18 protein-coding genes are annotated in these 18,918 nt (G+C 60.0%); 12 read left to right on the forward strand and 6 right to left on the reverse strand.

The window, feature by feature from the left end; genetic code table 11:
- Positions 1-6: 6 nt before the first annotated feature.
- The 6 genes from QK296_RS19890 to QK296_RS19915 all read right to left on the reverse strand — a co-directional run bounded on the left by QK296_RS19890 (position 7) and on the right by QK296_RS19915 (position 6,122).
- On the reverse strand, positions 7-1,029 hold the full coding sequence (locus QK296_RS19890; RefSeq protein ID WP_003191804.1) for an ABC transporter permease: 1,023 nt from the start codon (positions 1,027-1,029) through the stop codon (positions 7-9).
- A complete protein-coding gene (locus tag QK296_RS19895; protein WP_057710427.1) occupies positions 1,029-2,087 on the reverse strand; it encodes a microcin C ABC transporter permease YejB in 1,059 nt (352 codons plus the stop codon). The genes QK296_RS19890 and QK296_RS19895 overlap by 1 nt, the downstream gene beginning before the upstream one ends.
- Complete coding sequence (locus QK296_RS19900; RefSeq protein WP_003191801.1) at positions 2,087-3,946, reverse strand: extracellular solute-binding protein; 1,860 nt, start codon at positions 3,944-3,946, stop codon at positions 2,087-2,089. The genes QK296_RS19895 and QK296_RS19900 overlap by 1 nt, the downstream gene beginning before the upstream one ends.
- Before the next feature lie 130 nt (positions 3,947-4,076).
- Entirely contained in the window at positions 4,077-4,358 is a 282-nt protein-coding gene (locus QK296_RS19905; RefSeq protein WP_003191800.1) for a peptidylprolyl isomerase, read from the reverse strand.
- A 107-nt stretch (positions 4,359-4,465) separates the two neighbouring features.
- Positions 4,466-4,960 carry a DUF1543 domain-containing protein gene (locus QK296_RS19910; protein ID WP_003191799.1) on the reverse strand — a complete coding sequence of 165 codons (495 nt, stop codon included), beginning with the start codon at positions 4,958-4,960 and terminating at the stop codon, positions 4,466-4,468.
- Between the two features lie 646 nt (positions 4,961-5,606).
- Complete coding sequence (locus QK296_RS19915; protein ID WP_003191797.1) at positions 5,607-6,122, reverse strand: Hcp family type VI secretion system effector; 516 nt, start codon at positions 6,120-6,122, stop codon at positions 5,607-5,609.
- 468 nt (positions 6,123-6,590) lie between these two features.
- On the opposite strand from QK296_RS19915, the gene tssA reads away from it, so the two are divergent.
- The 12 genes from tssA to icmH are packed head-to-tail and all read left to right on the forward strand — an operon-like array spanning position 6,591 to position 18,914.
- Positions 6,591-8,135, forward strand: a complete 1,545-nt coding sequence (gene tssA / locus QK296_RS19920; protein ID WP_164692262.1) for a type VI secretion system protein TssA — start codon at positions 6,591-6,593, stop codon at positions 8,133-8,135.
- A 25-nt stretch (positions 8,136-8,160) separates the two neighbouring features.
- Positions 8,161-8,658 carry a type VI secretion system contractile sheath small subunit gene (tssB, locus tag QK296_RS19925; RefSeq protein WP_003191794.1) on the forward strand — a complete coding sequence of 166 codons (498 nt, stop codon included), beginning with the start codon at positions 8,161-8,163 and terminating at the stop codon, positions 8,656-8,658.
- 27 nt (positions 8,659-8,685) lie between these two features.
- A complete protein-coding gene (gene tssC / locus QK296_RS19930) occupies positions 8,686-10,164 on the forward strand; it encodes a type VI secretion system contractile sheath large subunit (protein WP_094775015.1) in 1,479 nt (492 codons plus the stop codon).
- A 14-nt stretch (positions 10,165-10,178) separates the two neighbouring features.
- Positions 10,179-10,580, forward strand: coding sequence for a type VI secretion system baseplate subunit TssE (tssE, locus tag QK296_RS19935; protein WP_003191790.1), 402 nt, complete (start codon positions 10,179-10,181; stop codon positions 10,578-10,580).
- The gene (tssF, locus tag QK296_RS19940) at positions 10,570-12,357 is read left to right on the forward strand and encodes a type VI secretion system baseplate subunit TssF (protein ID WP_282391218.1); all 1,788 of its coding nucleotides are present in this window, start codon (positions 10,570-10,572) and stop codon (positions 12,355-12,357) included. Before tssE ends, tssF begins: the two co-directional genes overlap by 11 nt.
- Positions 12,321-13,328 (forward strand): type VI secretion system baseplate subunit TssG, encoded by a 1,008-nt coding sequence (gene tssG / locus QK296_RS19945; RefSeq protein WP_057710431.1) that lies wholly within the window; start codon positions 12,321-12,323, stop codon positions 13,326-13,328. Before tssF ends, tssG begins: the two co-directional genes overlap by 37 nt.
- Before the next feature lie 12 nt (positions 13,329-13,340).
- Positions 13,341-14,852 (forward strand): sigma 54-interacting transcriptional regulator, encoded by a 1,512-nt coding sequence (locus QK296_RS19950; RefSeq protein WP_094775013.1) that lies wholly within the window; start codon positions 13,341-13,343, stop codon positions 14,850-14,852.
- A 35-nt stretch (positions 14,853-14,887) separates the two neighbouring features.
- Positions 14,888-15,019 carry a hypothetical protein gene (locus QK296_RS19955; RefSeq protein WP_003191783.1) on the forward strand — a complete coding sequence of 44 codons (132 nt, stop codon included), beginning with the start codon at positions 14,888-14,890 and terminating at the stop codon, positions 15,017-15,019.
- An 11-nt stretch (positions 15,020-15,030) separates the two neighbouring features.
- Complete coding sequence (tagH, locus tag QK296_RS19960; RefSeq protein WP_034135773.1) at positions 15,031-16,227, forward strand: type VI secretion system-associated FHA domain protein TagH; 1,197 nt, start codon at positions 15,031-15,033, stop codon at positions 16,225-16,227.
- 5 nt (positions 16,228-16,232) lie between these two features.
- A complete protein-coding gene (gene tssJ / locus QK296_RS19965; RefSeq protein ID WP_003191781.1) occupies positions 16,233-16,718 on the forward strand; it encodes a type VI secretion system lipoprotein TssJ in 486 nt (161 codons plus the stop codon).
- Position 16,719: 1 nt separating this feature from the next.
- The gene (gene tssK / locus QK296_RS19970; protein ID WP_003191780.1) at positions 16,720-18,048 is read left to right on the forward strand and encodes a type VI secretion system baseplate subunit TssK; all 1,329 of its coding nucleotides are present in this window, start codon (positions 16,720-16,722) and stop codon (positions 18,046-18,048) included.
- Between the two features lie 5 nt (positions 18,049-18,053).
- Positions 18,054-18,914, forward strand: a complete 861-nt coding sequence (gene icmH, locus QK296_RS19975; protein WP_003191778.1) for a type IVB secretion system protein IcmH/DotU — start codon at positions 18,054-18,056, stop codon at positions 18,912-18,914.
- The last annotated feature ends 4 nt before the right edge of the window (positions 18,915-18,918 follow it).

Consider the following 18,918-nt stretch of genomic DNA (forward strand, 5'->3'; position numbering starts at 1 on the left):
ACTTACTCATGAGCGAGGGTCGAAGGCGTCACGCAACGCCTCGCCGATAAACACCAGCAACGACAGAATCAGTGCCAGGGTGAAAAATGCCGTCAGCCCCAGCCACGGCGCTTGCAGGTTCTGCTTGCCCTGGCCGATCAGCTCACCCAGAGACGCGCTGCCGGCGGGCATGCCGAAGCCAAGGAAGTCCAGGGCGCTCAAGGTGGAGATCGCTCCGGTCAAGATAAACGGCAAATAGCTGAGGGTCGCGGTCATGGCGTTGGGCAGGATGTGCCGACGAATGATCTTGGCATCGCCCAGGCCCAGGGCGCGCGCGGCCTTGACGTACTCCAGGTTGCGCCCGCGCAGGAACTCGGCGCGCACCACGTCCACCAGGGCCAGCCAGGAAAACAGCGCCATGATCCCCAGCAACCACCAGAAATTCGGCTCCACAAACCCCGACAGGATAATCAGCAGGTACAGCACCGGCAGGCCAGACCACACCTCGAGAATGCGTTGCCCGAGCAAGTCCACCCAGCCGCCGTAGTACCCCTGCAGCGCGCCGGCGGCAATCCCGATGACGGCGCTGATGGCAGTCAGGGCCAGGGCAAACAGGATTGACACCCGTGCGCCAAAGATCACCCGCGCCAACACATCGCGGGACTGGTCATCGGTGCCCAGCCAGTTCACCGCCGACGGCGGGCTCGGGGCAGGGCGGGTGAGTTCGTAGTTGGGGGTGTCATCGCTGAACGGAATCGGTGGGAACAGCATCCAACCGCCCTCCTGCTTGATCAGCTTTTGCACGTAGTCACTGCGGTAATCCGCCTGGAACGGCAATTGCCCGCCGAACTGCTGCTCGGTGTAGCGCTTGAACACCGGGAAATACAGCTCATTCTTGAAACTGAGCACCAGCGGTTTGTCATTGGCGATCAACTCGCCGCCCAGGGTCAGTATGAACAGGCCGATAAACAGCCACAGCGACCACCAGCCACGCCTGTTTTTCTTGAAGCGCTCGAAACGCCGACGGGCCACGGGAGACAGGTTGAGCATCAGGCGTTCCTCGCGGCGAAGTCGATACGCGGGTCCACCAGGGTGTAGCAGAGGTCGCCGATGAGTTTTATCAGGAGGCCGAACAGGGTGAAGATAAACAGCGAGCCAAACACCACCGGGTAGTCGCGGGACACCGCCGCCTCGTAGCTCATGCGGCCCAGGCCATCGAGGGAGAAGATCACCTCGATCAGCAGCGAACCGGCAAAGAACACACTGATAAACGCCTGGGGGATCCCCGAGATCACCAGTAACATCGCATTGCGGAACACGTGACCGTACAGCACCCGGCGTTCGCTCAAGCCCTTGGCACGGGCGGTAACCACGTACTGGCGGGTGATTTCATTGAGGAACGAGTTCTTGGTGAGGATGGTCAAGGTGGCGAACCCGCCGATCACCAGTGCCGTGACCGGTAGCACCAGGTGCCAGAAATAGTCGGCCACCTTGCCCACGGTACTCAGTTCGGCAAAGTTTTCCGAGACCAGCCCGCGTACCGGGAACCAGTTCAGCGAGGTGCCGCCGGCGAACACCACGATCAGGAACATCGCAAACAGGAACGCCGGCATCGCGTAACCGATGACGATGGCTGTGCTGCTCCACATATCAAAGCTGCTGCCATGGCGCACGGCCTTGCGTATGCCCAGCGGGATCGACACCAAGTAGGTGATCAGCGTGGCCCACAGGCCAAGGGAAATGGTGACGGGCATCTTTTCCAAAATCAGATCGGTCACCGTCGCGCCGCGAAAGAAGCTGTTGCCGAAGTCCAGTTGGGCGTAGTTCTTGAGCATCAACCACAGGCGTTCCGGCGCGGATTTGTCGAAGCCGTATTGTTTTTCGATGTCCTTGATCAGCTTCGGGTCCAGACCACGGCTGGCCCGCGAGCCGCTGATGCCTTCGCCGGATGCGCTCGCCACACCACCGCCACCAATGCCTTGCAAGTGAGCGATGGCTTGCTCCACCGGCCCGCCGGGCGCGGCCTGCACGATCACGAAGTTCACCAACAGGATGATCACCAGCGTCGGGATGATCAGCAGCAGGCGCCGTACGATATAGGCAAGCATCAGTGGGCCTCTCCGCGTTTTTTCAACTCAGCCTGCATTTGTTCGTTCGTCAGCGGGGTGGGGCTGACTTCCCACCAGGTTTCCAGGGCTTCGTCGTTCTTCGCCTCGATGGCCGGGCGTCCGAAACGGTTCCACCATGCGGCGGAGGTGCCCGGTGGGTAATAGTTGGGGATCCACAGGTAATTCCATTGCAGTACGCGGTCCAGAGCGTGGGCATAGGTGAGCATCTTCGCCTGGGTGTCGGCCTTGACCAGGCCATGGATAAGGGTGTCGACGGCCGGGTCCTTGAGCACGATGTAGTTGTTGGCGCCCGAATCGAACGCGGCGGCAGAGCCGAAATAGTTGTACAGCTCCATGCCGGGCGAGGTGGTGACCGGGAAACCCGTGACGATCATGTCGTAGTCGCGGGCCATCAGCCGGTTGACGTACTGCGAAGAGTCAATGCGGCGGATATTCAGGGTGATGCCGATCTGCGCCAGGTTGCGTTTGTAGGGCAGCAACAGGCGCTCAAGGCCGTTCTGGACATTCAGAAAGGTGAATTCCAGCGGCTCGCCCTGGGCATTGACGAGTTTGTCGCCCACAGGTTTCCAGCCGGCGTCTTCCAGTAGGGCCAAGGCTTGCAGCTGTTTATCGCGGATCATGCCACTGCCATCGGTGACCGGGGCCTTGAACACCTGAGTAAACACCTCATCGGGAACCTGCCCGCGCAGAGGCTCGAGGATCGCCAGTTCTTCCGGAGTGGGTAACTGGCTGGCGGCCAATGGGCTATTGGAGAAATAGCTCTGCTGGCGGATGTACAGGTTGCGCATCATCTGGCGGTTGGCCCATTCGAAATCCCACAGCATCGCCAGGGCCTGGCGCACGCGCCGGTCCTTGAACATCGGTTTTTGCACATTGAACACATAGCCCTGGGCCGGCTGCGGCATCTCCTTGGCCAGGTGCGCGCGCTGCAGGCGGCCATCGTCCAGGGCCGGGCCGTTGTAGCCGATGGAGTAACCAGTGGCAGAGAATTCTCGGTTGAAGTCGTAGGCACCGCCGCGCAGCACCTGGCGCGCCACTTCGGTGTCGCCGAAGTATTCCAGGCTCAGGTGATCGAAGTTGTACAGGCCACGGCTGACCGGCAAGTCCTTGCCCCACCAGTCGGGGTCGCGTGTGAAGGTGATGGTGCTGCCGGAATCGATCTTGCTGACCTTGTAGGGGCCGCTGCCCAGCGGGGCTTCGTAACCGCCGCCGTTGGCAAAATCGCGGGTCTTCCACCAGTGCTCGGGGAACACCGGCAAGGTAGCGATATCCAGGGGCAGGGTGCGGTTTTCGTTGCTGGAAAAGTCAAAGCGCACCTGGCGTTCGCCTTCGACTTCGACGTGTTTGACGTCGGCAAACAACGTGCGATAGCGCAGGCTGCCTTGGGTCATCAACACGTCAAAGCTGTAGCGTACGTCTTGCGCGGTAATGGGCGTGCCATCGGCAAAACGCGCCTTGGGGTTCAGGTAGAAGCGCAGCGACAGGCCGTCGCCTTCGCGCTCCATCTTTTGCGCCACCAGGCCATAGACAGTGTAAGGCTCATCCAGCGAGCGCAACGCCAAGGGCGCGTACACCCAGCCGTCGACCTGGGACACGCCGATGCCTTTGTCGATATAGGGCAGCACATGGTCAAAGCGACCCACCTCCAGCGCCGAACGCCGCAGGCTGCCGCCCTTGGGGGCGTTGGGGTTGGCGTAGTCGAAATGGCTGAAACCTTCGGCGTACTTGGCCGGCTCGCCGTATACCGTCAAGTAGGTTTGCGGGGCCGCGATCACCGCAGTGCTGGCCATTAGCAAGGCCAGGGTGGAACAGAGCAGAGATGAAAAAGCCAATCGCATTATCAGCCTTGAGCGCCGGGTAAAGAATAATAAGGATTTGTACGCTAACGGCTTGGGCATCGCCAGTCATCAGATGCACAACGGCCCACCAAAGGGCGGGCCGTTGTTTATAGCATCAGCGCAGATTGAATCAATCCTGGCGGCTGGTGACTTCCAGCAGGTGGTAGCCGAACTGAGTCTTCACCGGGCCTTGCACGGTGTTGACCGGGGCACTGAAGACCACGGTGTCGAATTCCTTGACCATCTGGCCTGGGCCGAACGAACCGAGATCACCGCCTTGGCGGCTGGATGGGCAGCTGGAGTTGGCTTTAGCGATTTCTGCGAAATCAGCGCCGCCTTCGATTTGGGCTTTGAGGTCGTTGCATTTGTCTTCAGTGGCAACGAGGATGTGACGGGCGGTGGCTTTGGCCATGGTGAGTAACTCCTAAAGTAAAAACGGTGAGCGTACCGGATTCAGGCGGTTATTTCTCGGCAAAGTTCCACTGGGTTTTAAGTCGCCACTGTTTAGGCCATAAGGATTCAAGGCAGCACAAGGTAGTCGTTGCGCTGCACGATCGGTCGGTGCGCCGCTTGCACCAGGTGGATATAGCGGCCGTCCACCAGGTCGATGGGCAGGCAGTCGTCGATATCCAGCACCGCGTCGGTGTGGGCCTGGGACCAGTGGGCCAGCATCTGTTGCTTGCCTTTGCGCATGGCCTCCTGTTTGTGATGGGCGACCACCAGCAGGTAGTGATGGGCTTCGCCGAAGCTATTGGCCTCGTAGCCGCCGAGGTTGATGAAGTACAGGCGCGGCGCGTCGGCATGGGGGGCCAGGTGGCTCAGTTCAACCTTCCAGCCGTCGACGCCATCGACGGCCATCCATGAATCGATGTGTACGCCTTTGGGGCTGCCAAACCAGGCGTCGCGTAATTGCGGGTAGGTGGCTTGCAGGGTGTCCGCCACGGCGAACACCACATCGTGTACTTCGATCCTGGCCCGCGGGTGTTTGCCCCCGAGCATGACGACAAACAGCATTACCGGTGTTTCCTGGGGAGTGGTGAGAGGGCAACCATACTGCGATTGAGCTGGTTTGTCCGGTTGGGATGGGGCCTTTGTGTCGCGACGCTGAACCTGTGGGAGCTGGCTTGCCTGCGATGACGACCTGTCAGCCGACGCCTATCGACCTGACACCCCGCGATCCAATTGTGGGAGCTGGCTTGCCTGCGATAGCGGCCTGCCAGCCGCCATCTATCTACCTGGCACCCCACGATCAACCTGTGGGAGCGGGCTTGTTTGACGTCTATTTCTGCCATCAATTTCTACGGACCTTCGACGTAAACAACCCTGACTACGGGGCATAATGTGTCCACTATGTCCCCGCACAGGTGTCAACCATGTGTCCGGTCCGTACAAAAAGCGCAAAAGTAAGCAAAACGCTCTTGCCCCACCACTCGGCACCTCGCTTAGGCTCGGTGTGCCCGAACGCAGGCTTGAATCCGTGGGCCGCCGCCACGCGCCATCCATGGCGCGGGGCGGCTAACCCGGCGTCCTGCCGGGTTACCCACGAATTCAAGTCTGCGTTCGGCCAGCGTGGTTTAACGGGGCGCCTAAGATCAAAAGCCAGAGCAAGATCACAAGCAGATCAAGATCAACAGCGGCTCGCTTCGCATCGTGGTTACCGTTAACCCGTCACTGGGCTACGCCAGTCATCCGAGCCGGACGTACCGGCGACTTCGTGAGTCCAGATGATCTTGCGATAGGTGAAGTGCACATCCTCCAGATGGGTGAAGTGGGCGTTGTCAGGGGCCTGGCAGTTGGGCATGCGAGATTGGATGTCGACGATGGTGGCGCCTTCCAGTTCAATCGTGAAGTAATGCTCCTGGGTTCCGGCCGAGGAGGTGCGTAGCCATTCGAGGCGGCAGGACACTTCTTCGCCGGTGGTCAGGGCGCTGAACAGCAAGGGTGAGGATTTATCGAAAACCTTGCTGATCATCAGCGGTTTATGCACGCGCTGACCGGTCGGCTGGCCCGACTGCGGGTCGCGGGGAATGATTACCTGATGAGCAAACGCCTGCACCAGAATCTGGTCCTCATGGCCTTCCTGATAAATGTTGCCTACCGAGTCCTGGGTAAATGTGCCTGCCGTAATCAAACCTTGTTTGACACCGGTGATGGAGAGGTACGCGGGTGTGGGCATGACGGGTTTCCTTGCCTGTTTGAGTAGGTATTGCCGGGCAGCGAGAGCGCTGACCGGGCAGGTTCCTATAACAAGAAGCGTGCCTGAAAGTGTGAGGCTCAATGAAATAAGGGCGAAAAATACTCAGCATCCTTTATTGAGCATTTGCTGTAGTGCTGTGGGTGGTTTTTAGTGTCATTAGTTGCACAGATATGCGCATTTAGTTGCTCATGTCATATGTTTGGCAAATGCATGGTTTTAGGCTGTGGATGATGGGTTTCGCTTGGGTTGGCTGCGCAAATAGCTGCGCAGGCCTTTATTTTCAAGTGGTGTAGGATGTTTCTTAAGTTTCGTTCTGTTGCTTGCTGATTGTTTTTTTCGTGGCTAAGGTTCGCTCACTTCAATGTGTTTTGAGCGGAAGTTCAAGGGCGGTTTAACAATGATGTTAATTTTGCCTACTTTGCCTTGGATGGTTGTGTGCAGCCCAAAATCGTTTATTCAGAACAGCAATATGCCTATTACTTAGAACTTGCACGGACAGCGTGCTCGCCAAGCAGTTTTGTTGGCAGTGATATGCGCTATTCAAGTGAGTTTGAAGTGCTGGAAACCGAGCTGGGCAAGGCGCACTCCATTCATGGTGCGGGCCTGCCGGATTGGCAGAAGATCAGCGAAATCAGCGAGTGCATTCTGCGTGAGCATTCCAAGGATCTGCGCGTCCTCGTTTGGTTGATTTGGGCCCTGTACCAGCGTGATTCATTTGCTGGGTTGCTGGCGGGGCTCGGTGTGTTGCGTGAACTCTGCGAGCATCATTGGGCGCAGGTCTATCCCGTTAAGCTGCGTACCCGCATTGCGGCGTTTGGCTGGTTGGTGTCGCGCCTTGAACAAGCGTGTGCGCACAACGTCCCGCTGGAGGATCAACGACCTTTATGCCAAGCGCTGCTGGAACACCTGGAATGTCTTGATCGGCTATGGGGCGAACAGCTTGGTAGCGAGGCGCCGTTGCTATTGCCGGTTCGCCGGCAGCTGTCGGCGCGTTTGGCCCAGGCTACAGCCGAACCTGGCGGCGTCGCGGGCGTCATTGCCCAGGTCAAGCCAGCGCCAACTCCGCGGCTAGAGCCCGAGCAACCGCTCAATAACGAAAAAGATGCGCACAAACGGCTGCGCGCATTGCAGGAGCAGGCTCGGCCTTTGTGTGCCTGGTGGTTGCGTGAGGATGCCACCGACCCGCGTGCCTTGCGCCTGGGCCGAACCCTGGCCTGGCTGATGCTCGTCAATTATCCCGACGCCAATAGTGAGCGGGTGACGGCGCTGCGCCCATTGGCTGGCGACAAGCGCAAGCGCTATCAAGACCGCTTCAGCCAAGGCCATTACGCCGATCTGTTGCTTGAACTTGAGGTCAGCCTGGCCGGTGCGATGTTCTGGTTCGACGGGTTGCGCATGGTCTGGGAGTGCCTGGAGGCCTTGCACGCAGAGCTGGCCATGACCGAACTGGAAATGCAATTCGCTCTGCTGCTGCATCGCCTGCCGAACCTGCCTGAGTATAGGTTCGAGGACGGCACGCCCTTTGCCGACCCCGCGACAGGTGAGTGGATCGCGCTTCATGTGATGCGTCACGTACACAAGCCCGAGCCCTCCAGGGTTGTCGTCGACAGCCTCGCCCAGCCTTGGGAAGCGGCGTTGCAAGCGGTGATGCCCTGCCTGCGCAAGGACGGCCTCAAGGCTGCGGTGGGTGTGTTCAAGCAAGGGCTGCGGGCGGCGTGCGGTGATCGAGCGCGCTTTCATTGGCACCTGGCGCTGGCCAGGTTGTGTGTGGCGGCCGGCAAGCATGACCTGGCCAGGATCCAGTTGGAACAACTCGACCTGCAGTTACAGCGCACGGGCCTGGAAAATTGGGAGCCGGAGTTGGCCGTGCAAGTCGGCCAGCTCCTGTATCGCTGCTACGACCTGTTGCCACAAAGCCAAACCGTACAAGACGCAAAAGACACCCTGCATCGCCGGTTGTGCCATTTCGACCTGGAAGCAGTACTTGAATAGTGCCTCATCAAAAAGGAAAAGCACCATGGCCAAAGACGGTTCGGTAGCCCCAAAGGAACGTATCAACATTACCTTCAAACCCGCCGTCGGTAGCGCTCAGGAAGACGTCGAACTGCCGTTGAAGCTGCTGGTGCTGGGAGATTTTTCCCTGCGCACGGACCCGCGCAAACTTGAGGATCGCAAGCCCATCGGCATCGACAAGCACACCTTTGACGAGGTGTTGGCAAAGCAAGCATTGAGCCTGACGCTGAGCGTGCCCAACCGCCTCCAGGAGGCAGCCGACGTGGAAGAGTTGCCGGTCCAGGTGCGGATCAACACGATGAAGGACTTCAACCCCGCGAACCTGGTGGAGCAGATCCCGCAATTGCAAAAGCTGATGGCTTTGCGTGAGGCGTTGGTGGCGCTCAAGGGCCCGCTGGGTAATACGCCCAGCTTTCGCAACGCTATCGAGCGGACGCTGGCCAATGGCGACTCGCGCGCACGAGTGCTCGCCGAATTGGGGCTGGATAGGCCCCAAGCCTGACATTTTCAGTAAAAGGACACTGACACCATGACCACCATTCAACACGGCACGCAACCCATACAGGTTATCGAAGGCGGTAGCATCCTCGATAACATCATTTCCCAGACATTGCTCAGCGCCGACGACGAGGCTTATGGCATCGCCAAGCGCGGGGTGTCGGCGTTTATCGCAGAGCTGGTCAAGCCACATAATTGTGACGAACCGGTAAAAAAACGCCTGGTCGACCGGATGATCGCCGAGATCGATACCAAGCTCAGCGAGCAAATGGATGAGATTCTTCACCACCCGGAGTTCCAGGCACTGGAGGCTTCGTGGCGAGGCTTGCAGTTGCTGGTTGATCGCACCGATTTTCGCGAGAACATCAAGATCGAGCTGTTGAATGTCTCGCGCCAGGACCTGCTGGATGATTTTGAAGACTCCTCGGAAATTACCCAGTCCGGGTTGTACAAACACGTCTATAGCGCCGAATACGGCCAGTTTGGCGGCCAGCCGGTGGGCGCGATCATTGCCAACTACTTTCTTTCGCCCAGTGCACCCGATGTGAAACTGATGCAATACGCATCCAGCGTCGCCGGCATGGCCCACGCACCCTTTATCGCTGCGGCGGGGCCGAGTTTCTTCGGCTTGGAAAGCTTCACCGGGTTGCCCGACCTGAAGGATCTGCGGGACCATTTCGAAGGCCCGCAGTTTGCCAAATGGCAAAGTTTCCGGCGGAGCGAAGACGCCCGATATATTGGCCTTACCGTACCGCGCTTTCTGCTGCGCACCCCGTATGACCCCCTTGAGTGCCCGGTCAAGACCTTCGCCTACCAAGAGAATGTGGTTAACAGCCACGAGCATTACTTGTGGGGCAATACCGCCTACGCCTTCGCCACTCGCCTGACCGATAGCTTTGCGCGCTTTCGCTGGTGCCCCAACATCATTGGCCCGCAAAGCGGCGGGGCGGTCGAAGACCTTCCGCTGCATCACTTCCAGAGCATGGGCGAGATCGAAACCAAGATTCCTACGGAGGTGCTGATTTCGGACCGGCGTGAGTACGAGCTGGCACAAGAAGGTTTCATCGCCTTGACCATGCGCAAGGGCAGCGACAACGCAGCGTTTTTTTCCGCCAGCTCCGTGCAGAAGCCCAAATCCTTTGGCATCAGTGAGGAGGGCCGGGCGGCAGAGCTCAATTACCGCTTGGGCACTCAATTGCCCTACATGATGGTGGTCAACCGCCTGGCTCATTACCTCAAGGTGCTGCAACGGGAGCAGTTGGGCGCATGGAAAGAGCGCACGGACCTGGAGTTGGAACTCAACAAATGGGTTCGCCAATACGTCGCGGACCAGGAAAACCCCAGCGCCGAGGTGCGTGGGCGTCGCCCCTTGCGTGCCGCGCGCATTGTGGTCAGCGATGTCGAGGGAGAGCCTGGCTGGTATCGGGTCAACGTCACGGTACGCCCGCATTTCAAATACATGGGGGCAGACTTCACGTTGTCCCTGGTCGGCAAGCTCGATAAAGAATGAGCAGAGGCCAGGGCATGCTTGAGCACAACAGCCTTTTCGAACGCCTTGAGCGTGGTGCGTCTAACCCGGGCGCCGCCGTGGCGTCCATCGCCGCACATTTGGGGAAAATGCTCAGCACTCGTGCGGGCAGTGTCCGGACGCTGCCTGATTATGGCTTGCCTGACCTCAATGACATGCGGCTCAGCTTGCATGAATCCTTGAGTCAGTCGCGCCTGCATATCGAACGGTTTATCCAGGCCTATGAGCCGCGGCTGACGAATGTACGTGTCAGGCTGCTGCCGGTTGTGCGTGACTCCTTGTCCCTGGCATTCGCCATTGAGGCTGAGCGGATGATTGAGGGTGCCCTGCATCCTGTGGTGTTCCACGCGCGCCTTATCGATACCGGGCGGGTTGAGGTCTGTGCCGATGACGCTTAACCGTTATTTTCAAAGTGAACTCAGCGCGCTGCGCCAACTGGGGCGGCGTTTTTCCGAACGTAATCCCGCCCTGGCGCCGTTTCTTGGCGAAGCCGGCCAGGACCCGGATGTCGAGCGCTTGCTGGAGGGCTTCGCATTCCTGACCGGGCGCCTGCGCCAGAAGCTGGATGACGAACTGCCGGAGTTGACGCACTCATTGATGCACCTGCTCTGGCCCCATTACATGCGGCCGATACCGGCCTTCAGCATCCTGCAATTCGACCCGTTGAAACGTGCCGGCCCCAGCGTTCGGGTGGCTCGGGACACTGCTGTGCAAAGCGCCCCCATCCAAGGAGAGCGTTGCCGGTTCCGCACCTGCTATGCCACCGACGTCATGCCGTTGCAGCTCAACGGCCTGGAATACAGATGCCAGGGCGAAGGGGCCTGGTTGGACTTGCGCCTGCGCATGAGTGTCGACGGCAGCTTCAGTGAGTTGATATTCGATTCGCTGCGACTGCACCTGGCCGGTGACCATTACATCAGTCAGGGACTGTATCTGAGCCTATTGCGGCACCTGGAGGGCATCAGCCTGCAGCTCGTGGATCACGATGGTCTGCCGATCAACACCGGCGATGGTCAACCCGTGACGCTGCGGCTCAATGCCAACCACGTCCGGCCGGTGGGGTTTGCCCCGGAGCAGGCGTTGATTCCTTATCCGCAGAACACCCTGGAGGGTTATCGGCACCTGCAGGAGTACTTCGCGTTTCCCGAGAAGTACCTGTTTGTCGATGTCGAAGGCCTGGACGTGTTGCACACGTTGTCTCACGAGTTGCTCCGGCAGGCGCACGGCCTGGTGATGCGTTTCGAACTTCGCACCCAGGGCCGTGAGCCCCTGCGTCCTACCCTGGATAACGTGAAGCTGTATTGCACGCCCATCGTCAACCTGTTTACCCAGGATGCCGTTCCCATTCGCCTGGACGGTAAACAGGACGAGTACCTCCTGGTGCCTGGGGAATACACGCCGGGCAATGCCAGCGTGTTTTCCGTGGATAAGGTCACCGGCTGGCGCCCCGGTGGTTTGGGCTATCAAACCTACGTGCCGTTCGAGTCGTTTGAACATGATTGCAACACTGAGCCTTTGGCGGCACCGCCCAGCTACAGCATTCGCCAACGTTCGTCGGTCCAACATGCCGGGCTCGACACCTGGATGGGGTTCGGCAATCGCCGCGAACAGGGCCAGGAAACCCTGTCGGTTGAACTGACCTGCACCAATTGCAATCTGCCACGGCAATTACGTGCAGGCGACATCAACCAGCCCGGCGAACAGACACCGGAGTCGTTGACGTTCCGCAATATCACCGCGCCAACGGCGAGCTACGCGCCGCCCCTGGACCAGAATTTTCTGTGGAAGCTCATCAGCAACATGTCGCTCAACTATTTGTCGTTGACCGATATCAACGCCTTGAGAGTGATTCTCGAAACCTACGACCTGCCGCGTTATTACGATCGCCAGGCGCTGAAGGTCAGCCAGAAAAGACTGGGGGCGTTGCGCGCTATCTGTCATGAGGCGATTGATCGCCTGCATCGTGGGTTGCCCGTGCGAGGTGTGCGGGTCGATCTGACCGTCGATTCCCAGGGCTTTGTCGGTCAGGGCGACTTGTTTGTATTCGCTTCGGTCCTCAATCAGTTCTTTGCGCTTTATGCCAGCCTCAATTCCCATCACGAGTTGCGTGTCATCAGCACACAAGGAGACGTGTATCTATGGCCATCCCGGATCGGGCAGCAACCCCTGCTCTGAATCAACTTTGCCGGGGTATCCGTGAATACACGCTGTTCCAGGCGGTTTTGCAGGTCACCGAGCGATTGCGTGAGGCTCATCCGCTGCTGGATGAGGACGCGCTGTACGACCAGTTGGAGTTCCAGGCCAACCCTGGCTTGGGGTTTGCCGCGCACGATATTGACCGAGTGGAGTTCTTTATGGAACACGGGCATTTGCGCGCACGCCTGCGTCTCAATGTGCTGGGGTTATTTGGCGCCGGGTCCCCACTGCCTGCGTTTTATGGTGAGCAGGCATTTGCCGAACAGCCGGGTGGCAACCCGACTCGAGACTTCCTCGATCTGTTCCATCATCGCCTGCACCGGCTGATGCTCCCGATCTGGCGCAAATACCGCTATCGGGCGTGTTTCCGGGCAGGCGCCAATGACGGTTTTTCCGAGCAGATGTTTGCCCTGACGGGGCTCGGTGGTGCCGCGATCCGTGGCGCTTGCCAGCTCGATTGCAAGCGCTTGCTGCCCTACCTGGGCCTGCTGAGTGTGCGTGTGCACTCGGCGGCGTTGATCGAGTCGGTCCTGCGTTACTACTTCAAGCACGACGCGTTGTTTATCGAGCAGTGGGTTGAACGCCAGGTCGAGGTCAGCCAGGTACAGCGCAATGACCTGGGACGGGCCAACAGTGTGCTTGGCGAGGACCTGGTGCTGGGGCGCCGCGTCGCTGACCGCAGTGGCAAGTTCACGGTGCATGTCCGCGCGTTGGGGTGGCAGCGTTTTCACGACTTCCTGCCCACGGGAAAGGCCTGTCAGCCGCTGCGCTCGCTGGTGCGCCTGACCCTGCGCGATCCATTGGAATACGACCTGCGTCTGGTAATGGCACAGGGTCAGATCAGAGCCCTGCACATTGGCGAAAACACGATTTGCCGCTTGGGCTGGACCACCTGGTTGGGGCGCGAGCGGGCCGATGGCGTCGTCACGCTAACCGGCAATTTTCATTAGGGATGAATGGACATGATGAACAGGGATTTGCAACACATGATCGACGCACTGTCTGCCTGTTTCGCACGCTTGGGGTTCGAGCGTGATGAACACGCGTTGCTTGACGTATGTGTCAGCGCGGCGGCCCGGCTGAGCCAGTGCGACGTCAGCCAATTGTACCTGCTCGATGAAGTGACCGGCGGGCTTGAACTGATCGCCCAACATCTTGCCCAGGTGCCGTCGCTCGCCGTAGTGCCTTCACGGCCTGGTCAGCATTCCCAACAGTTGCTGCACGACACCTTGACCCAGGGCACAGCGTTGAGCCTGGAGGATGTGCAAGGCAGCGGCCATGACACGTGTTTCCTGCCAGCATTGGCGACACCTTGGCGGGCACTCTTAAGCGTGCCGCTGTTCAACCGGTGCGAACGCATGACTGGTGTGCTTGTGTGCGCCCGCCAACACCCGGCCCAGCTGCAAGGCTACGCTCCCTCCTTGGGGCATTTGGGCAGCTTCGCCGTCAACCAGTTGCGCATACTGCGCGATGGCCAGCCCAACGTTGGCACACAGCCCGAATGCAACACACCCTTGGCTGGTGCATACGGCTTGATTGGCACCAGCGCGGCGATGGAGCAGGCGTGCCGGCTGATCAGTAAAGTCTTGAACACCCCTTACACCGTGCTACTGCAGGGCGAGACCGGCACGGGCAAGGAAGTGGTGGCCCGGGCCATTCACGCGGCCGGGCCGCGTAAGGCGAAGGCGTTTGTGGTGCAAAACTGCGCGGCGTTCCCGGAAGGCTTGCTTGAAAGCGAGCTGTTCGGTTACCGCAAAGGCGCGTTCACGGGTGCCGAACGCAATCACGCGGGGCTGTTCGACACCGCACATGGCGGTACGTTGCTGTTGGATGAGATCGGCGATATGCCGCTGCCCTTGCAAGCCAAATTGCTACGGGTATTGCAGGAGGGTGAGGTTCGCCCGCTGGGTGCCAGTGCGGCACACAAGGTCGACGTGCGCATCATTGCCGCGACCCACCGCGACCTCGCGGCGATGGTCGCCGAAGGGCGCTTTCGTGAAGACCTCTATTACCGCCTGGCTCAGTTCCCCATCACCTTGCCGGCCCTGCGCGAGCGAGACGGCGATGTGCTGCAACTGGCGCGCCATTTCACGGCCAAGGTGTGCGCAGCGTTGGGCCGGCCACCTGTCGAGTGGTCGAATACGGCCCTCGATCAACTCTCCAGCCACGGTTTTCCCGGCAACGTGCGCGAGCTCAAATGCCTGGTGGAGCGCGCCGTGTTGTTGTGTGACGACCGCATAATTCGGCCCGAGCACCTGGCGCTGCCCCTGGCACCAAAGCCGGCCACTCCCGATGACGTGACGCTGCGCCAACGTATGCAGCGAGTGGAGCGCACGTTCCTGCTCGACTGCCTGCACAAGAACCACGGCAATCGCACCCGTACCGCGCGGGAGCTTGGGGTCGCCCGGCGTACCCTGCTTTACCGTCTGGCCCGTTTGAACATTCCCTTTGGTGATGCCCGGGAGGAACGCTGAATGACGCACTCGATTTTTACTGGGGGAGAAGCCTGATGCCTGATCGTGCGTGGCACGTCGTCGTGCTGGTGATGTGTTTGTTGGGAGGCTGTAACGCCAACTATGTGTTCGATGATGCCGAGTACCACCCCTTGGGTGATCCGCAGGCGATCATTCGTGGCCGCTGAAAGGAGAGGGCATGAAGCTGCAGCTTGTGTTTGAGGTCTGCGCGTGCGAAAGCGACAAGAGCCTACTTTTGGCCCGCAAAGTATTTGACGGTGCAGGCGGCGTGATCGGGCGCGGCCCTGGATGTGACTGGGTGATCCCTGACGCCAGCCGCGTACTCTCCAGCCATCATGGGTTGATCGGTTACCGTGAAGGCCGTTATTTCCTCACGGATATCAGCCGCAACGGTATAGGGCTGGCCAGCAGTCCTGAGCGCCTGCGCAAGGGGCAGGCGCGATTGATCAGTGACGGTGACGTCTTCGAGCTGGGGGTATTGACGATACGTGCGCGCCTGCTGGAATCGACGCGACCTTCCGACGAGTTGCTGACGCCCGCGGCAGTACCGATCCCCGATGACGCTTTCCTGTCGCTGGACCCGCTGCACGGCTTGGAGCTTGATCGCCAGCTGCAGGCCACCTCGGATGATCTGGAGGCCTTGAACAAGAGCGCCGATGAGCAAGCGATATGGGCAGATCACTTTGGGGCCGATAGCGAGCACGTGGCATTGCCGCGTCGGCAAGCCCCTTCGATAGGGGTTGCCGCCGTACCCGCTGTTGCGATGACGCCGTCGACCAACGAGGTGTTCTGGTCACAATTTGCAGCGGTCCTGGGTGTCGACCTTACGGCCCTCGACACGCTGGCCCGGGAGGCACTGGCGATCAAGGTGGCACGCTTGTTTCGGTTGACGATCGAAGGGCTGCAACACGGTTTGCGCACTCGGGAAGAACTGAATAACGAATTGGGTACGGCGGCGTTCGCCAGTCAGGGCACGGGCCAGAACCCCTTGAAAGTGTATCGCGACACCGATGCTGCGTTGGCCGCGATGCTCGATACCCGGGAGTTGGGGCAACTGCCTGCCGTGCGCGCCATTGCCCAGGTGCACCGAGAACTGCAGGTGCATCAGATTGCGCTGCTGGCCGCTTGTCGAAGCGCCATACGTAACGCCCGCGCGGCCTTTGAGCCCAGCCACCTGTTGGGGTGCTTTGAGTCCCAGGGCAAATCGGCCGGGTTTTTCTCCGATGGCGGGCATTGGCGGGCCTACCAGCGTCACTACCAGCGTGTGGTGGCGCAAGAACAGCAGAATGATCGCCCGTTGGGCGGCGACTTCGCCAAAGCCTACGAGGAGCAGTTGCGCCTGCTCTCCAGCCTGCACATTGATTTTCCAGGATGATAGTCATGTATCGAGCCACCCTTGTTTCGCTGTTGCTCTTGTGCGGGCTATTGGCGGGCTGCAGCGCCGTCTCACCATTCTCCACGCTGACCAAGCTGGATGTGGCGCTGACCGCCAGCGAGCTCGTCAACCCGGACCTGCACGGTCGTCCTTCTCCCGTGGTGGTGCAGTTGATCGAACTGCGCCATGGCGTCGCCTTTGAACATGCCGACTTCTTCAGCCTGTATGGCAATGCGCAGCAGGCGCTGCCCAAGGACTGGGTCGGCAGCGAGGAGGTTGAACTGCGCCCGGGTGACCGGCTGGCGCTCAAACTGCGCATCGCTCCTGAGAGCCGTTTTGTGGGAGTGCTGGCCGCTTATCGAGATTTGCCCCATGTCCAGTGGCGGCTGTTGGTGCCCTTGACGGTGCAGCAACGCAACCGTGCCGAGCTGGTGCTGGACCAGGGCGGTATACGTGTTGCTGACCCGCTCGCTGCTGTGGAGACGCAATAACATGCAGGTTCATAAAGTTATCTGGCAGGAAGGCATGTTGTTGCGGCCACAGCACTTGCAGCACAACGACCGTTATTACCAGCAGCAGCTCAATCAGACCCGCCTGCTGGGCAGTGACACCTGGGGTTTGCTCACGCTCGAACTCAATACACAGTACCTCAAGCTGGGCAAGCTGGTGGTCAACCAGGCCAGTGGCGTGTTACCGGACGGCAGCCTGTTTGAATTGAATGCCGCCATGGAGCCGCTGGTGCTGCAGGTGCCAAAGGATGCAGGCACGCAAGGGGTTTACCTGGCGCTGCCGCTGGCCAGCGGCAGTCACCTTGAGGTCCGCCAGCCTGCGCAAAGCGAGGTGTTGGCGCGCTACCTCAGCTGTGAAGTGGAAGTGGGAGACTCCAACGTGGGCGTGGATACGCGTTGCCGAATCCACTGCGCGCGCCCGGATTTACGTCTTGTGCTGGGTGAACAGCCGGGTGACCAGCACTTCGTCAAGCTCAAGGTGGCCCAGGTACTGAACGCCAGCAATGAGGGCGGCGTGAATCTGGATACGGCGTTCATCCCGACGTTTATCTTCGTGCAGGAGCACGGGTACGTGGCGTCGTGCCTCAAGGAGGTAATTGGCCTGCTTGCCAGCCGGGGCGATGCCATCGCGGCGCGCATTCGTGGCGAGAGCACAGCCGCAGGCACGCACATCGTCGATTTCCTGATGCTGCAAGTGATCAATCGTAGCGAGCTGGAGCTGCGCCACTGCCTGAGCCAGGCGCGGGTGCGGCCCGAAGCGGTGTTCCGTGCGCTGGTGTCGCTGCTTGGGGAGCTATCAACCTTCACCACTGACAGCAAACGCGCGCAGTTGGATGTTCATTACCAACACGGTGATCAGGGCGCCAGTTTTCGCGCTCTGATGGCGCAGTTGCGCATGGCGCTGTCGGTGGTGCTGGAGCAACAGGCGATCGAGTTGACATTGCAGCCACGCCAATACGGCGTTCTGGTATGCCCGGTCAGCGAGTTGAAACTGCTGGGCACCGCCACCTTCATCCTGGCAGCCACCGCGCAGTGTGAGGCGCATGAACTACGCCAGCGCCTGCCGGCACACCTGAAAGTCGCGCCGGTTGAGCGCATACGCGAGTTGGTCAACCTGCACTTGGCCGGTATCAAGGTCAAACCCTTGCCAGTGGCGCCGCGACAGATTCCGTTCCATGCCGGCAAGACCTATTTCATGCTCGATATGAGCCCCCGTGATATCGCGCAGATGGAGCAGTCGGGCGGTTTCGCTTTCCACGTAGGGGGTGAATTCACCGGGCTTGAACTCGACTTCTGGGCCATCAGGAACTGAATGCCATGGACAGTGAATACACCCAGGATGAAAAAACCGTCCTGCTCGACCGGGAGACTCATGAGCCTGCCCAGGGGCCGTTGACGGATTTCCCGTCGCCGCCGCGCTACGAACAGTTGGAAGACCGCATGATCTACGCGGGCCACAGGCTCGATACCCAGAGCTTTCAGGCAGGGCTCAACCCGCTGGTTGCCGCAGCCTGGGCGGTATTGTTTGAAGTTATAGGGCTCAGGGTCTGCTCCGGCCGTGAAAACCTGGGCACACTCAACGATCGGTTAGCGTTGGCGGTGACTCAGTTCGAAACCCGCGCCTTGCAGGGCGGCGTGGAGAACAGCCAGGTCATGTCGGCACGCTATGTGTTGTGCAGCGTGATCGATGAGGCGGTGGTGACGACCCCGTGGGGGGCGCAAAGCGAATGGTCGAAGATGAGCCTGTTGAGCCGCTTTCATAACGAAACCTTTGGCGGCGAAAAAGTGTTCCAGTTGCTGGAGCGCCTCACGCGCGACCCGGTGAAGCACCTGGCGATGCTGGAGTTGCTGTACCTGTGCCTGTCCCTGGGGTTCGAAGGCAAATACCGGGTGATGGAGCGGGGCGTGTCGCAACTTGAGGCGGTGCGCGATGCGTTGTATCGCCAGATCAGGCATGTACGTGGGGAACCGGCGGCGGTAGCGCTACTGCCTGCCCAGCCAAAGGCCGAACGGCGCAAGCTGGTGCGTGTCATCCCTGCCACTTGGTGGGTCGGCCTCACCTTGGTATGTGTGCTGGCGATGTACACAGGGTTTGCCTGGGTACTGAGCAACGAGCGTACGCACGCGCTGCAACCCCTTCAACTGTCGGCGTCGGATCTGCTCCGCACGCCTTTGTAAACGC

It is taken from the genome of Pseudomonas sp. AL10 (assembly GCF_029960685.1).
GTDB lineage: Bacteria > Pseudomonadota > Gammaproteobacteria > Pseudomonadales > Pseudomonadaceae > Aquipseudomonas > Aquipseudomonas lactis.

Excerpts from the sequence above, each read along its gene's own strand:
- QK296_RS19900 (WP_003191801.1), bottom strand. The coding sequence starts at position 3,946 with ATGCGATTGGCTTTTTCATCTCTGCTCTGTTCCACCCTGGCCTTGCTA.
- QK296_RS19955 (WP_003191783.1), top strand. The coding sequence starts at position 14,888 with ATGCCTGATCGTGCGTGGCACGTCGTCGTGCTGGTGATGTGTTTGTTG.
- QK296_RS19910 (WP_003191799.1), bottom strand. The coding sequence starts at position 4,960 with ATGCTGTTTGTCGTCATGCTCGGGGGCAAACACCCGCGGGCCAGGATC.
- QK296_RS19890 (WP_003191804.1), bottom strand. The coding sequence starts at position 1,029 with ATGCTCAACCTGTCTCCCGTGGCCCGTCGGCGTTTCGAGCGCTTCAAG.
- tssG (WP_057710431.1), top strand. The coding sequence starts at position 12,321 with ATGGCCATCCCGGATCGGGCAGCAACCCCTGCTCTGAATCAACTTTGC.
- tssF (WP_282391218.1), top strand. The coding sequence starts at position 10,570 with ATGACGCTTAACCGTTATTTTCAAAGTGAACTCAGCGCGCTGCGCCAA.
- QK296_RS19905 (WP_003191800.1), bottom strand. The coding sequence starts at position 4,358 with ATGGCCAAAGCCACCGCCCGTCACATCCTCGTTGCCACTGAAGACAAA.
- QK296_RS19950 (WP_094775013.1), top strand. The coding sequence starts at position 13,341 with ATGATGAACAGGGATTTGCAACACATGATCGACGCACTGTCTGCCTGT.
- tssC (WP_094775015.1), top strand. The coding sequence starts at position 8,686 with ATGACCACCATTCAACACGGCACGCAACCCATACAGGTTATCGAAGGC.
- tssB (WP_003191794.1), top strand. The coding sequence starts at position 8,161 with ATGGCCAAAGACGGTTCGGTAGCCCCAAAGGAACGTATCAACATTACC.
- QK296_RS19915 (WP_003191797.1), bottom strand. The coding sequence starts at position 6,122 with ATGCCCACACCCGCGTACCTCTCCATCACCGGTGTCAAACAAGGTTTG.
- QK296_RS19895 (WP_057710427.1), bottom strand. The coding sequence starts at position 2,087 with ATGCTTGCCTATATCGTACGGCGCCTGCTGCTGATCATCCCGACGCTG.
- tssJ (WP_003191781.1), top strand. The coding sequence starts at position 16,233 with ATGTATCGAGCCACCCTTGTTTCGCTGTTGCTCTTGTGCGGGCTATTG.
- tssK (WP_003191780.1), top strand. The coding sequence starts at position 16,720 with ATGCAGGTTCATAAAGTTATCTGGCAGGAAGGCATGTTGTTGCGGCCA.
- tssE (WP_003191790.1), top strand. The coding sequence starts at position 10,179 with ATGCTTGAGCACAACAGCCTTTTCGAACGCCTTGAGCGTGGTGCGTCT.
- tagH (WP_034135773.1), top strand. The coding sequence starts at position 15,031 with ATGAAGCTGCAGCTTGTGTTTGAGGTCTGCGCGTGCGAAAGCGACAAG.
- icmH (WP_003191778.1), top strand. The coding sequence starts at position 18,054 with ATGGACAGTGAATACACCCAGGATGAAAAAACCGTCCTGCTCGACCGG.